The sequence below is a fragment of the Botryobacter ruber genome (assembly GCF_003347595.2).
GTDB lineage: Bacteria > Bacteroidota > Bacteroidia > Cytophagales > Hymenobacteraceae > Pontibacter > Pontibacter ruber_A.
The window spans coordinates 85,058-99,228 of sequence record NZ_QCZK02000055.1 but is presented as its reverse complement, the minus strand read 5'-3'; the positions used below and the strand labels follow the sequence as shown (position 1 = coordinate 99,228).

Below are 14,171 nucleotides of genomic sequence, written 5' to 3'. Positions count from 1 at the left end.
TTAATTTACGGCCGCAAAGATTATCAATTTCTATTTATGTATCCGTACCGACAGCTTTTTGATTTTACCCGGGAGATTTTTCTGCGCATGGGTTGCCCTGAAGAGGATGCCCGTCTTGCTACCGAAGTTTTACTCGAAGCCGACCTGCGCGGCGTGGACTCACATGGCATTGCGCGCCTGAGTGGCTATGTGCGCCTGTGGGATGCCGGCCGCATCAATGCAAAACCACAAATGCGCATCGTGCACGAAACCCCCAGCACCGCCACCGTCGATGGCGACCGCGGCCTGGGCCTGGTCATTGCGCCGCGTGCCATGGCCATTGCCAAAGAAAAAGCTGACCGGGTAGGTACCGGCTGGGTATCGGTCAAGAATTCGAACCACTTCGGTATTGCCGGCTACCACGCCATGATGGCCCTGGAAAAAGATATGATTGGCCTGGCCATGACCAATGCCAGCCCCTTGGTAGCGCCTACTTTCTCGACAGACCGCATGCTGGGCACTAACCCCATTGCCGTAGCCGTACCTACCAACCTGCAGCCGCCGTTTGTGGCTGACCTGGCTACCTCTGCTGCCGCCAATGGCAAGCTGGAGATACTGCAGCGCAAAGAGAAAAAGGCGCCCATTGGCTGGATACAAACCGCTGATGGCAAGCGTACGGCCAACCCACATGAACTTAAAGAAGGTGGCTCCCTCCTCCCGTTGGGCAGCGACCGGACACACGGCAGCCACAAAGGGTATGCGCTTTCTGCGGTTGTTGATATATTCTCGGCTGTACTTTCCGGTGCCAATTATGGCCCGTGGGTGCCGCCTTTCGTGAGCTTCCTGCCGCTGGCCGAAAACCTGGTGGGCGAAGGCATCGGCCATTTCCTGGGCGCCATGCGCGTAGATGCGTTCCGTCCGGCCAATGATTTTAAGGACCACATGGATAACTGGATTACAACCTTCCGCAAAGCGAAAGTAAAGAAAGGCGAAAAAGCCGTGCTCATTCCCGGCGACCCGGAGCGTGAGATGACGGAGAAGCGCCTGAAAAAAGGCATTCCGCTGCTGGGTCCGGTGGAGCGCGACCTGGAAGAGCTGGGCAAGAAGTTTGGCGTTCAGCTATAATCTTCTGCCATGGCAGCAGGTAGTACGGTGAATTTACTGGCTAAACTGGGGCTGGGCTCGCCCAACCGGTGCCTCGTGATGCTGGTGCTGGTCTGGCTCCTGAACGTGCTGTGGCTTGGCCTCAACTATTTCTGGCGCTTCGCTTCGGTGCAGGTGCTGCTCGCGGTGCCTATCCTCCTGCTGGTATATGGCCTTGTGGCGCTGCTAGCCTATGTGTACTGGGGTGTGAAGCGGGTACGGGAAGAGGATGCGCCCTACGCCAATGTGATGGTAGGGGTAATTGTGGCGATAACGCTGCTGTACTTTAGTTTTACCTTGCTGCGGTTTGTACTGGAGGCGGTGGGGTAGATAGATGTATTGACCTCGCAGCGTCTTTAGGACCTGCGAGCGTCTGTGCCAGTTGCTTCTGCGCTTTGTTTTTTAGAGGAGAGGGAATGATGGCTGGTGCAGCAGACTTTTTACTTTCTACCACGAGACGCTCGCAGGTCTTGAAGACGCTGCGAGGTCATTTGAGCTGGCTGCGTGAGTTTGGTGGCTGGAGCTGTATGATGTGGTGAAAATAAAAAAGACCGCTGACATTGATTTGCCAGCGGTCTTTCTGTTTTATTCAGAGATAATGCTACTACATCAAGCTTATCGCCAGCGCAATTTATGGTGAGTGTAAAATAAAATTGTCTTCCAATCTCACCTTTGATAAACTAATATTTTAGTTGTGGAAGCTTGCTCTTTGCTAGTTCACATAAGTCAGACAAAGGTTTTGCACCAATTTCCTCCTTTGAGAAAGACCAGGTATGTTTGGGGTTCTCGGGTATTAGATAAATAGTATCTTCCTCTTCAAGATAAGCTTTAAAGTTGTTCCACTTAAATTCTACTTTTGCATCATCAGTAAAATATTTGATGAATTCTTCATTAAAGCTTATCTCGTGACGTTTCCCCTTAACAACTTCTTCTGTAGCTTTTCTCAATATTAAATTCTTCAACTTTTGGAACCGAATAAATCTAATCAAAGAATAAATTGAGAATATAACCCAAGCAAACACCAAGACTATAGTAAATCCAATAAAGGTTTCTGCAGTGCCTATTGTAATTATTCCTACTAGAAGTACAGATAAAGTTACAAGTGTAAAAAATGTATTCCTTAACCTTTTTCTTTCAGAATGGCGCGTGACTTTCTCTATAAACAATGCTTGTCTATAATAATCTTTAATCGTCCTATTTATTACAATTGGTTTCAATAATACAATTTGTTAAAGCTACTTATAAGTATCTTCACATAATAAAAGATAATCTACTCAATCTTCTTCCCGGCCATGGCCTGCTTGATAGATATCTGCATCACACGTTCGGCGAAGGGGCTGGTTTGCTCTTCCAGGGTGTCTACGGCTTTCAGGATGGTATCTTTGTCGCCGGAGGTGAGCACGTTTTTTAGGTTTTGCACATTGGTTTGGGTCAGCGAAACTTCATCCTCGGTTAAATGCTGGCCGTTCTTTTTGAGGAATTGCTCTACCTGGTACACCATCTGCTCACCGGTGGTGCGGGCTTCGATGACCATGCGGGCTGCTACGTCTTCGCGGGCGTGGGTGATGGAGTCCATCAGCATCTGCTCTACCTGTGCGTCGGTGAGGCCGTACTGCGGTTTTACCTCTACCTCCTGCCGCACCCCGGAGCGCAGCTCTATCGCTTCCACTTTCAGGATGCCGTCGGCGTTCAGGATGAAGTTTACATCTACTTTCGGGAAACCTGCCGGCATGGCGGGAATTCCTTTGAGGTCGAACTCGGCCAGCTTGCGGTTTTCCTTTACCAGGTCGCGCTCGCCCTGGTAGACTGATATCTTCATGTTCACCTGCCCGTCTACCGATGTGGTGTACTGGCGGCCGGCTTTGGTTGGTATTTTGGAGTTGCGCGGGATGATGGAATCCATCAGGCCGCCCATGGTTTCGATGCCGAGCGTGAGTGGCGTTACGTCGAGCAGCAGGATGTCTTTGCGGTTACCGGCCAGGATGTCGGCTTGTATGGCGGCTCCCAGGGCCACTACTTCGTCGGGGTTCAGGGAGTTGTTGGCGGGCTTGCCGAAGAACTCCGAAACGGCATTGTACACAAGCGGCACCCTGGTAGAACCTCCCACCATAATCACGGCATCAATCTGCTCCGGCGTCAGTTTGGCATCGGACAGGGCTTGTTCGCAGCTGCGGATGGTTCTGGCTACAATCGGCTGGATGAGTTCTTCAAACTTGTCGCGGGTGATGTGGCACCTGATTTTGCCGTCGATGTCGCTGGTGTATTCCGCTGCTGAACTGAGGGCTTTCTTGGCTTCTTCTGCTTTCAGGCGCAGCTCCTGCGAAAGGTGCTTGTCCTGGTTGATGGTGTCGGCTACCAGTTCGTTCTCCTTTATCCAGTAATTGATAATCTCCCGGTCCAGGTCGTCGCCGCCGAGGTAGGTGTCGCCGTTGGTGGCCAGCACTTCGAAAATGCCTTGGTGGATGCTCAGGATAGAGATATCGAAAGTTCCGCCGCCTAAATCATACACGGCAATGGTTTTCTCTTCTTCGGGGCTGATGCCGATGCCGTAGGCCAGCGAGGCAGCCGTAGGTTCGTTGATGATGCGCAGCACTTCCAGCCCGGCCAGTTTACCGGCGTCACGGGTGGCCTGGCGTTGTGAATCGTTGAAGTAGGCCGGTACCGTGATAACGGCCCTGTTGACAGGCGTTTTAAGCGAATGCTCTGCCCGCTCCCGCAGCTCCTTCAGGATTTCGGCTGACAGTTCGATAGGTGAATAGAATCTGTCTCCTACCCGTATCTTTACCAGTCCTTCGGTGTTATCGTCAATAATTTTGTAGCCGAAGTAATCGCGGTGCTCGCCCAGGTCCTGGTACGACTTGCCCAGCAGGCGCTTTACGGAGTAGATGGTGTTGGCGGGGTCGGTGGTGAGGTATTCTTTAGCCTCGTTGCCCACAATGGTTTCGCCCTGCTGCGTGAAGTGCACCACCGACGGCACGATGGTGCCGCGGCCCTGGTCGTTTATCGCAATGGGCTTTTTATCTTCGGGATGTATGTAGGCAACCAGGCTGTTGGTTGTACCCAAATCGATACCTACAATCACCTCTTCCTGCTGAATGGAGCCTGTAGATAGGTTTATTGCTACTTTTGCCATAGTATCTGTTTTACGTTCATCCGCCACCGGAAAGGCAGCGGCACACAGATACAAAGGTACGAATTAGTTATTGGTTATGCGTTATAGGAGGTAGAGAGGTAGAAAGGTAGAAGGTTGGGAAGTTAAAAAGTTTGGGAGTTAGAGAGTTTGGGAGTTAGAGTGATGGGTTCTGCATATTGTACGAAAAAAATTTACAATGAAATGACAGGAAGAAATCAAATAACCACCTAAGGCAGTTGTCCCTGCCCCACACTTTCACTATAAACTTTCTACCTCCCAAACTCTCTAACTCCTACAGTCCTTGCTCGTCGGCGCTTGGGCCGTAGCTGCCAGGGATGGGGATGTTGAGCAGGCGCAGGTACACGCCCAGCTGTGCCCGGTGATGAATGGTTTGCGCCAGCGCATGGCGAACCGTTTCATACTTCGATAAGGTCATGTACACCACCTCACCATTCTTTAAGCTCCAGGGTTCTTCCAGTTGCTTTTCTGTTGCCTGCGCCATGTCTGCTTTTGCCTTGGCCTGGTTCTTCTCGAAGAGCGCTAACAGTTCCTCTGTGTTGCTTGCATTTCCAGGATTGTATGGGCTGGTCGCAAAGTCAAGCTCGTCGGTGGTAACGGCTAAGGTTATCCAGGTTGGCAAATCGGCAATGTGCAGCGCGAGGTCTTTAACAGGCATGCTTTTGGCGTGCGGCTGCCAATTGTATTGGTCGTTTGGCACAATAGCTAACATCTTACGGGTTCTTTGCCCTTCTTCTTCAATTTCCATCAGAAGCTTTTGGATGATTTTCATAGGTTTATTTTGATTTTATTGAGCAGCAATATTAACTAAACTAATTAGCAAATACTAATATATTTAGTTAATAGTTTTTTATAGAGCAGAGGGAGTGGTGGCAGGTGCAGTAAATATTCTGAACCGCTGATGGTAGTGATGAAATGAATTATATGATAAAGGAGAAGAACTAAAGAAACAATAATTGCTGGAACAATAGTCTGGAGGCGCGTAAACCAATTGCTGATAAAAAGAAATTACACTCATCCTTCAATCACTATTACAACGGTACAGAAAATCTGCTGCACCTGCCACCACAGCCTCTGCTACTGCCGGGCAGTTCCTATTCCTCTTTCTGTGGCACCAGAATGAACACATCCTCGTTCGGGCGCTTCATGAGGTATTTTTCGCGGGCAAATTTTTCGAGGAGCTCGGGATTGCTCATTAGTTCTTTGCGGTCTTTTTCTACCTGCTCCATTTTCTCGAGGTAGTATTCTTTTTCGCTCTCCTTCTCGCTGAGCTGGCGGCTCATGTGGAACTGCGTGATAAAGTCGTTGGAATCGAAGAACAGCATCCAGATCAAAAACAAAGTGGTGGTAATGAAATAGAAATTCCGGAATATTTTTGGGACGCGCTTCAACATAATCAACAGCTGTGTATTAGATAGGTACTAATACAAAAATAAGGCTGTGCGTCCGAAAACACACAGCCTTACCCATATTTATTTTACTAATACCTGCTTAGAACTTTTTACCAGGGAAATAAGCGATTTCGCCCAGTTCTTCTTCAATGCGAATCAGCTGGTTGTACTTCGACATCCTATCAGAACGGGAAGCTGAACCAGTTTTAATCTGACCTGTGTTAAGCGCTACCGCCAGGTCGGCAATGGTATTGTCTTCTGTCTCGCCGGAACGGTGCGACATTACGCTCTTATAACCATGACGCAGGCCAAGGTTGATTGCGTTGATGGTTTCGGTAAGCGTACCGATCTGGTTTACTTTGATCAGAATAGAGTTCGCGATCTGCTGGTCGATACCCTGCTGCAGACGGTTTACGTTTGTTACAAACAGGTCGTCGCCTACCAGCTGCACTTTATCACCGATAGCAGTAGTCAGTTCTTTCCAGCCTTTCCAGTCGTCTTCTGCCATACCGTCTTCGATTGAGATGATTGGGTATTTCTTAGCCCAGTCAGCCCAGTAGCTTACCAGCTCAGAAGAAGTCAGCTTGTCGCCTGTAGATTTTTTGAAGTGATACAAACCTGATGCCTCATCGTAGAACTCAGAGCTGGCAGCGTCCATGGCAATCATGATATCGTCGCCTGGCTTGTAACCGGCAGTTTCAATTGCCTGCAGTACCACCTGGATAGCCTCTTCGTTAGAAGCGATGTTTGGCGCAAAACCACCTTCGTCGCCTACGTTTGTAGACATGCCTTTCTTCTTCAGAACGTTTTTCAGGTGATGGAACACCTCCGTTCCCATACGAAGTGCATGCGAGAAAGAAGAAGCACCAACCGGCATGATCATAAACTCCTGGAAGTCGATAGAGTTATCGGCATGGCTACCGCCATTCAGGATGTTCATCATCGGAACCGGAAGCGTGTTGGCATTAACACCGCCTACGTAGCGGTAAAGCGGCATGTGCAGTTCCTGTGCAGCAGCACGGGCAGCAGCCAGCGATACACCCAGGATAGCATTAGCACCAAGGTTGCCTTTGTTGCTGGTACCATCCAGTTCAATCATGATTTTATCGAGCAGGTTCTGCTCAAATACAGAAAAGCCAATCAGTTCTTCTGCAATTTTCTCATTTACGTTCTGAACAGCCTGCAGTACACCTTTGCCCATGTACTTGCTCTTGTCATTGTCACGAAGTTCAACAGCCTCGTGCACACCTGTAGAAGCACCAGACGGAACAGCAGCACGGCCAATAGAGCCATTTTCGGTTACTACATCAACCTCAACAGTAGGATTACCTCTGGAGTCGAAAATTTGCCTGGCTTTAATGTCAGTAATTAAGCTCATGTTAAGTTGTTTAAGGGTTTACTTATATTGTTCTAATAATTTGATGAAATCATCAAAAAGATATTCAGAATCGTGCGGGCCTGGAGAAGACTCCGGGTGATACTGCACCGAGAAGGCCGGTTTGCCCTTCACGCGAATACCTTCAATAGAATTGTCGTTGAGGTTGATGTGTGTTACCTCCACTTCCGGATGACTGGCGATAGCCGCTGCATCCACCACGAAACCGTGGTTCTGGGAGGTAATCTCACTTCGGCCAGTGATCAGGTTCTTCACCGGGTGGTTCAGGCCCCGGTGCCCGTTGTGCATTTTATAAGTAGGAATGCCATTCGCCTGCGCCAGCATCTGATGACCCAAGCAAATACCAAACATTGGTTTTGACTTGCTCAGGATTTTCTTCACACTTTCCACTGCCTCGGTTGTAGCAGCTGGATCACCAGGACCGTTCGAAATAAAATAACCATCCGGATTCCACTTCTCCATTTCTTCAAATGGGGTGTTGTAAGGATAAACTCTTAGCTCACAGCCTCTCGAAACCAAATTGTTGATAATATTTTTCTTGATACCCAAATCCAGTACAGCGACACGGAATTTTGTTTCTTCCGGCTTCACTTCATACACCTGTCCCGTGCTAACATGAGAAGATAGTTCCAGACCTTTCATGGACGGAACAGCAGCTAATTTCTGCTTTAACACTTCAGGGTCAGAAGTCTCAGAAGAAATTACCGCATTCATAGCGCCTTTGTCACGGATGTAGCGTACAAGCGCACGGGTATCAATTTCACAAATTCCTACGATGCCAGCTTTTTCAAAATACTGCTGTAAAGATCCTTCTGCTGTATTTCTGGAAAAAAATTCCGAAAACTCTTTACACACAAGCCCTTTAATCTGGATATTATCAGATTCAACCTCCTCGTGCTGCACACCATAATTACCAACATGCGATACGGTGGTAATCACAATTTGTCCATAATAAGAAGGATCGGTAAAGATTTCCTGATATCCAGTCATCCCTGTATTGAAACAGAGCTCCCCTCCCGTAGTGCCAATCAGTCCAAGGCTCTTGCCTTTATAAAATGTTCCGTCTTCTAATAACAGAATTGCTTCGTTGTGAATTTGCTTTTTCATTATCATAATTTGGTACAAAAATAAAAAAGGGACACGATATAAGTCGTGTCCCTTTTAAAATATTTAACATTTGAAAAGATGATTTTCAGCACCTTTATGTTAGTCATTTGCTTTTTCACCTTCGGCTTCTGCTGCAGGAGCTTCAGATTCAGTAGAAGCTTCTGTAGTAGTACCACCAGCTTTTTTACCAGAACGACGACGAGTTTTCTTAGCACCAGCTGCAGCAGTTGTTGCTGCTAACATATCCTCGTTGAAATCTACTAACTCAATCACACACATTTCAGCGTTGTCACCAAGTCTGTAACCAGTTTTAATTATCCTAGTATAGCCACCTGGTCTGCCTGCGATTTTAGAAGATACTTGGTCGAAAAGCTCTTTTACAGACTCCTTGTTTTGCAGATAAGCAAAAACTGTTCTTCGTGAGTGCGTAGTGTCGCTTTTAGATTTAGTCAGCAGAGGCTCAACATATTTACGTAGTGCCTTAGCTTTAGCAACTGTAGTAGAAACTCGCTTGTGCAGGATTAAGGATGATGCCAGGTTAGACAGCATCGCTTTTCGGTGTGAAGCGGTTCTTCCTAAGTGATTTACTTTTTTACCGTGTCTCATTATTGTAATTTGTGCACGTGCATACCGTCGATCAACCTGTTAAGGGATCGGGAATTATGCCGTAGGATTAATTAATCTTCGTCTAATTTGTACTTAGAAAGGTCCATTCCGAAAGTTAAACCTTTCTCCTGAACTAAATTCTCAAGTTCTGTTAATGATTTCTTTCCAAAGTTACGGAATTTCATCATATCAGAAATATCTAAGGTAACTAAATCACCAAGGGTTTTGATATCGGCCGCTTTCAAGCAGTTGTAAGCTCTTACCGACAGATCCATATCCTGCAGTGAAGTTTTAAGAATCTTGCGCATATGCAGCAGTTCTTCATCTACAGCCTCTTCCTCTTCAGGCTTAGCTGTTTCAAAGGTCATGGTGTTATCAGAGAAGAGCATGAAGTGCTGGATCAGAATATTGGCTGCTCCTTTCAGGGCATCTTCCGGATGGATAGAACCGTCCGTCTGGATATCAAGCACTAATTTTTCATAGTCCGTTTTCTGCTCCACACGTGTGTTTTCAACACTGTACTTCACGTTTTTAATTGGAGTAAAAATGGCATCTATGGCAATTAGGCCAAACGGCTGATCAGCCAACTTATTCTCTTCAGCAGGAACATAACCACGTCCTTTTTGAAGGGTAAGCTCCACTTCCAGGGTTATGCTGGGATCAAGATTACAGATAACAAGTTCCGGGTTCAGCACCTGGAAGCTTGAAGTAAACTTGTTAATATCACCGGCAGTAAGGGTATCCTGGCCACTGATGGTTACTGTGATTTTATCATCAACAACTTCGCTTACTTTTTTAAAGCGAACCATTTTGAGATTCAGGATGATTTCAGAAACATCCTCAACCACACCTTCAACAGAAGAAAATTCATGCAGTACACTCGGAATACGTACGCTGGTTATGGCGTAACCTTCAAGAGAAGAAAGTAATATTCTTCTTAATGCATTACCGATGGTGACACCGTAACCTTTTTCAAGCGGCTTGAATTCAAATAAACCATGAAAGTCGTCGGCTTTTTCCATTACAACTTTCTCTGGCATTTGAAATGCTAATATTGACATACTTGCAGTGTTAAAGGTTAAAAATTGATTAGGCTGCTTACTTAGAGTAAAGCTCGACGATTAACTGCTCCTGAATTTTTTCAGGGATCTGGTCACGCTGAGGCGCAGACACAAATTTTCCAGACATCTCGGCTCCGTTCCACTCTAACCAGCTGTAAGCACGCGCATTGCGTACAGTAAGACTGGTCGTAATTGCTTCCAGAGATTTTGATTTCTCTCTGACAGCTACAGTGTCACCAACTTTTAAACTATAAGAAGGAATATTTACAACCTCACCATTAACAGTGATGTGCTTGTGCAGCACAAGCTGACGGGCAGCTCTTCTGGTTGGTGCAATACCCAAACGGTAAACAGTGTTATCAAGTCTTGATTCCAGTAACACTAACAGGTTTTCACCTGTAATACCACCTTTTCTATGAGCTTTGTCAAACAGGTTCGCAAACTGTCTTTCCAGCATACCATAGATATATTTTGCTTTTTGCTTCTCAGCCAGCTGAACAGCATATTCAGACTGCTTTTTACGACGGCCACGACCATGCATGCCCGGAGGATAGCTTTTCTTTTTTAATGCTTTGCTTGGGCCAAAAATCTCGTCATTAAATTTTCTGGAGATTTTGCTTTTGGGACCAGTATATCTTGCCATAATTAATAAATCGAATTTAGATAAATTAAACTCTTCTGCGCTTTGGAGGACGACATCCGTTGTGAGGTAAAGGCGTAACGTCTTTGATTGTTGTTACTTCGATACCAGAATTCTGAACAGTACGGATGGCGGACTCTCTACCTGCACCAGGACCTTTAACAAAAACTTCCGCTTTACGCATGCCCAAATCATGAGCAACCTTAGCGCAATCAGAAGCTGCCATTTGTGCAGCGTAAGGAGTGTTCTTTTTAGAACCTTTGAAACCCATTTTACCAGCAGAAGCCCAAGAAATTACTTGTCCTGCATTATTGGTTATTGAGATAATAATATTATTGAAAGAAGCTTTAATGTGCACCTGGCCGGTTGATTCCACCACCACTACACGCTTTTTAGCTTTGTCTTTTCTTTTCTGAGCCATGATCAAAAATTATTTAGAAGCTTTCTTCTTGTTTGCAACTGTCTTACGCTTACCTTTTCTGGTTCTTGAATTGTTTTTGGTACGCTGACCTCGAACAGGTAATCCTTTACGATGTCTTAAACCTCGGTAGCAACCAATGTCAAGAAGACGCTTAATGTGCAGCTGAACTTCAGACCGAAGTACACCTTCAGTTTTGATATCAGATGCAATGATATTTCTGATTTCACCGGCTTCATCTTCAGACCAGTCTTTTACTTTTTTGTCAAGATCCACTCCGGCCTTGGTAAGAATTTGCTGAGAAAGCTTACGACCTATACCAAAAATATAAGTTAATGCAATCTCTCCTCTTTTGTTATCCGGAATATCTACTCCTGCTATTCTAGCCATACTTAATTAATTATCCTTGTCTTTGTTTATATCTTGGATTTTTTTTGTTGATCACATAAAGTTTCCCCTTGCGGCGAATAACTTTACATTCAGCACTTCTTTTCTTTACTGATGCTTTAACTTTCATTGTTCTTATTTATAACGATAAACTATTCTGCCTTTAGTTAGATCATAGGGTGACATTTCCAGTTTAACCCGATCACCTGGTAAAATCTTAATGTAATTCATTCTCATTTTACCGGAGATATGAGCGACTACCTGATGACCATTCTCGAGCTCTACCCGGAACATGGCATTGGATAATGCTTCAACGATTGTTCCGTCTTGTTCGATAGAGGATTGTTTCGCCATTTAGTATTGATTAGCTTGTTCTATATAATCAAAAGTAGTAAGAATTTCTGCCTTATCTTTTCTTACTACAACAGTATGTTCAAAATGAGCAGAAGGCTTATTATCTCTCGTCCGGATGGTCCAGCCGTCTTCCTCCTGAACAATATTTTTTGTTCCTAAATTAATCATGGGCTCAATGGCGAGTACCAATCCATTTGCCAGTTTAAGGCCCTGCCCACGTTTACCATAATTTGGTACCTCCGGCGACTCATGCAAACTCCTTCCAACGCCATGCCCTACCAATTCACGCACAACAGAAAAACCATTGCTTTCAGCATAATGTTGTATGGCATAACTCAAGTCACCCATTCTGGAACCAACAACAGCTTTTTCAATGCCTTTATATAATGACTCCTTTGTAACATTCAGAAGTTTTTTCACTTCATCAGTAACTTTACCTACTGCATGTGTATAGGCACAGTCACTATGAAAGCCTTTGTAAAACACACCGCAATCGACAGAAATAATGTCTCCGTCCTTGAGTGTGTATTTCCCCGGTATGCCATGTACAACTGTGGAATTAACAGAAATACATAAACTATTAGGGAAGCCATTATAGTTCAAAAAAGAAGGTGTACCTCCATTATCTTTGATAAACTCATAGGCGCGTTTATCCAAGGTAAGAGTAGAAACACCCTCTTGCACAAGATGAGCAATTTCGCCATGTGCTTTGCTTAATATCAAAGCACTCTGGCGAAGCAGCTCAATCTCTTCTTCGGTTTTATAATAAATCATCAACTAGGATGCCATGGCAATGTTCTCTGTTCTACCGCGAAGTTTTCCAGATTTCATCATACCATCGTAATGTCTCATTAATAAATAACTCTCAATTTGCTGCAGAGTATCCAGAACAACACCCACCATAATGATCAGGGAGGTTCCACCAAAAAACTGCGCAAATTCACGGGTAACACCGAATATCATGGCAATAGCAGGGAAAATAGCTACTAAGGCAAGATAAATAGCTCCAGGAAGAGTTATTCTTGTCAAAATTGAATCAATATATTCTGAAGTAGATCGTCCTGGCTTCACACCCGGGATAAACCCACCACTGCGTTTCAAATCATCGGCAATCTGATTTGGATTTACACTTATAGCTGTATAGAAATAAGTAAAGATTAGAATCATCAATCCAAACACCAGATTATATTGCCAAGACTGGAAGTTAGAGAAAGTTGAACCAATATAATTAGCAGTTTCATTTGTATCAGCCCAAATTGATGCAACCATAGAAGGTAAAAACATCAGGGACTGTGCAAAAATGATAGGCATTACACCAGCAGCGTTAACTTTTAATGGAATAAACTGTCGCTGACCGGAATAAAGAGAACTACCACCAATCTGCTTGGCATACTGTACTGGAATTCTTCTGATAGCCTGTGTAAGCATAACAACAGACATTACAACAAAGAACAGAACAGCAAGTTCAATCAAGAAAACAAAGGCCTGGTTGGAAAGGAATTCGGCAATAATAGCCCCAGGGAACCTGGAAACAATACCGATCATGATCAGCATAGAAATACCGTTTCCAATACCTTTATCCGTAATACGCTCTCCTAACCACATGCAGAAAATAGTACCGGCTGATAATATGATCATGGACATGATCGTAAACAGCGTAGTATTTATTAAGATAGCCTCTGCATTTAATGTAGCCACAAAACCAACAGCCTGCGCAAGTGTGATTACAATAGTGAGGACACGGGTGATTTGGTTTATTTTCTTTCTGCCAGACTCACCCTCCTTCTGCATCTTCTGAAAGTAGGGAACAGCTATAGTCAATAATTGTAATACGATAGAAGCTGAAATGTATGGCATTATCCCCAATGCAAAGATGGAAGCATTGCTAAATGCACCACCTAAGAAAGTATCTAATAATCCCAGCAGGCCAGGAGTATTGGCTGTTAAAGCATTAGGATCAACACCAGGGAGAACAACATAAGAACCTAATCTGAAAATAGCTATAAAACCTAACGTATTTAAGATTCTGATTCTTAAATCATCTATAGCAAAAATGTTCTTAACTGTTGTTATAAACTTCTTCATATTACTTAAAGAGCTACTGTTTTACCGCCTGCTTTTTCAATAGATTCGGAAGCAGTTTTTGAGAAAGCATGTGCGTGTATTTCTACAGCCTTAGAAATCTCTCCTCTACCTAAAACTTTTACTTTATCATTTTTAGAAACCAATCCATGTGACTTAAGGAAGTCAAAGTTAAGAACAGTTTCATTAGTAGATTCAGCCAAAGACTGAAGCACATCCAAATTGATAGCTTTAAATTCAACTCTGTTGAAATTTTTAAAGCCAAACTTTGGAACACGTCTTTGAAGTGGCATCTGGCCACCTTCAAATCCAGCTTTTTGAGAATAACCTGATCGTGATTTAGCCCCTTTATGACCTCTAGTAGAAGTTCCACCTCTACCTGAACCTGTACCTCTACCTATTCTTTTTCTGGTCTTTACAGATCCTTCTGCAGGCTTTAATGAACTTAAATACATA

At 44.7% G+C, this 14,171-nt stretch carries 18 protein-coding genes; 2 read left to right on the top strand and 16 right to left on the bottom strand.

Annotated elements, in window-relative coordinates:
- Window positions 1–36: 36 nt before the first annotated feature.
- Window positions 37–1,104: an Ldh family oxidoreductase gene (locus tag DCW36_RS18630; RefSeq protein WP_114778274.1), complete on the top strand. Its 1,068-nt coding sequence runs from the start codon at window positions 37–39 to the stop codon at window positions 1,102–1,104.
- A 9-nt stretch (window positions 1,105–1,113) separates the two neighbouring features.
- The gene (locus DCW36_RS18625) at window positions 1,114–1,452 is read left to right on the top strand and encodes a hypothetical protein (RefSeq protein WP_114778273.1); all 339 of its coding nucleotides are present in this window, start codon (window positions 1,114–1,116) and stop codon (window positions 1,450–1,452) included.
- 350 nt (window positions 1,453–1,802) lie between these two features.
- Here DCW36_RS18625 and DCW36_RS18620 read toward each other — a convergent pair whose 3' ends face one another.
- The 16 genes from DCW36_RS18620 to rplO all read right to left on the bottom strand — a co-directional run bounded on the left by DCW36_RS18620 (window position 1,803) and on the right by rplO (window position 14,170).
- Window positions 1,803–2,339, bottom strand: a complete 537-nt coding sequence (locus DCW36_RS18620) for a hypothetical protein (protein ID WP_125185144.1) — start codon at window positions 2,337–2,339, stop codon at window positions 1,803–1,805.
- Between the two features lie 53 nt (window positions 2,340–2,392).
- On the bottom strand, window positions 2,393–4,255 hold the full coding sequence (hscA, locus tag DCW36_RS18615) for a Fe-S protein assembly chaperone HscA (protein ID WP_114778271.1): 1,863 nt from the start codon (window positions 4,253–4,255) through the stop codon (window positions 2,393–2,395).
- A 292-nt stretch (window positions 4,256–4,547) separates the two neighbouring features.
- The gene (locus DCW36_RS18610; RefSeq protein WP_114778270.1) at window positions 4,548–5,045 is read right to left on the bottom strand and encodes a DinB family protein; all 498 of its coding nucleotides are present in this window, start codon (window positions 5,043–5,045) and stop codon (window positions 4,548–4,550) included.
- 322 nt (window positions 5,046–5,367) lie between these two features.
- Window positions 5,368–5,667 carry an FtsB family cell division protein gene (locus DCW36_RS18605; protein ID WP_114778269.1) on the bottom strand — a complete coding sequence of 100 codons (300 nt, stop codon included), beginning with the start codon at window positions 5,665–5,667 and terminating at the stop codon, window positions 5,368–5,370.
- A 97-nt stretch (window positions 5,668–5,764) separates the two neighbouring features.
- Window positions 5,765–7,042, bottom strand: a complete 1,278-nt coding sequence (eno, locus tag DCW36_RS18600) for a phosphopyruvate hydratase (protein ID WP_114778268.1) — start codon at window positions 7,040–7,042, stop codon at window positions 5,765–5,767.
- Between the two features lie 18 nt (window positions 7,043–7,060).
- Window positions 7,061–8,167 (bottom strand): glutamine-hydrolyzing carbamoyl-phosphate synthase small subunit, encoded by a 1,107-nt coding sequence (gene carA / locus DCW36_RS18595; protein ID WP_114778457.1) that lies wholly within the window; start codon window positions 8,165–8,167, stop codon window positions 7,061–7,063.
- Between the two features lie 99 nt (window positions 8,168–8,266).
- On the bottom strand, window positions 8,267–8,773 hold the full coding sequence (gene rplQ / locus DCW36_RS18590) for a 50S ribosomal protein L17 (RefSeq protein ID WP_114778267.1): 507 nt from the start codon (window positions 8,771–8,773) through the stop codon (window positions 8,267–8,269).
- Between the two features lie 71 nt (window positions 8,774–8,844).
- Window positions 8,845–9,834, bottom strand: coding sequence for a DNA-directed RNA polymerase subunit alpha (locus tag DCW36_RS18585; RefSeq protein ID WP_114778266.1), 990 nt, complete (start codon window positions 9,832–9,834; stop codon window positions 8,845–8,847).
- 37 nt (window positions 9,835–9,871) lie between these two features.
- Window positions 9,872–10,477, bottom strand: coding sequence for a 30S ribosomal protein S4 (rpsD, locus tag DCW36_RS18580; RefSeq protein ID WP_114778265.1), 606 nt, complete (start codon window positions 10,475–10,477; stop codon window positions 9,872–9,874).
- 25 nt (window positions 10,478–10,502) lie between these two features.
- Complete coding sequence (gene rpsK, locus DCW36_RS18575; protein WP_114778264.1) at window positions 10,503–10,895, bottom strand: 30S ribosomal protein S11; 393 nt, start codon at window positions 10,893–10,895, stop codon at window positions 10,503–10,505.
- Window positions 10,896–10,904: 9 nt separating this feature from the next.
- The gene (gene rpsM, locus DCW36_RS18570) at window positions 10,905–11,282 is read right to left on the bottom strand and encodes a 30S ribosomal protein S13 (protein WP_114778263.1); all 378 of its coding nucleotides are present in this window, start codon (window positions 11,280–11,282) and stop codon (window positions 10,905–10,907) included.
- Between the two features lie 10 nt (window positions 11,283–11,292).
- Entirely contained in the window at window positions 11,293–11,409 is a 117-nt protein-coding gene (gene rpmJ / locus DCW36_RS18565; protein ID WP_007654264.1) for a 50S ribosomal protein L36, read from the bottom strand.
- Window positions 11,410–11,414: 5 nt separating this feature from the next.
- A complete protein-coding gene (gene infA / locus DCW36_RS18560; protein ID WP_025609076.1) occupies window positions 11,415–11,633 on the bottom strand; it encodes a translation initiation factor IF-1 in 219 nt (72 codons plus the stop codon).
- A complete protein-coding gene (gene map / locus DCW36_RS18555; RefSeq protein WP_114778456.1) occupies window positions 11,634–12,407 on the bottom strand; it encodes a type I methionyl aminopeptidase in 774 nt (257 codons plus the stop codon).
- 3 nt (window positions 12,408–12,410) lie between these two features.
- Window positions 12,411–13,718: a preprotein translocase subunit SecY gene (gene secY / locus DCW36_RS18550; protein WP_114778262.1), complete on the bottom strand. Its 1,308-nt coding sequence runs from the start codon at window positions 13,716–13,718 to the stop codon at window positions 12,411–12,413.
- A gap of 5 nt (window positions 13,719–13,723) precedes the next feature.
- Window positions 13,724–14,170 (bottom strand): 50S ribosomal protein L15, encoded by a 447-nt coding sequence (rplO, locus tag DCW36_RS18545; protein ID WP_114778261.1) that lies wholly within the window; start codon window positions 14,168–14,170, stop codon window positions 13,724–13,726.
- Window position 14,171: the final 1 nt, after the last annotated feature.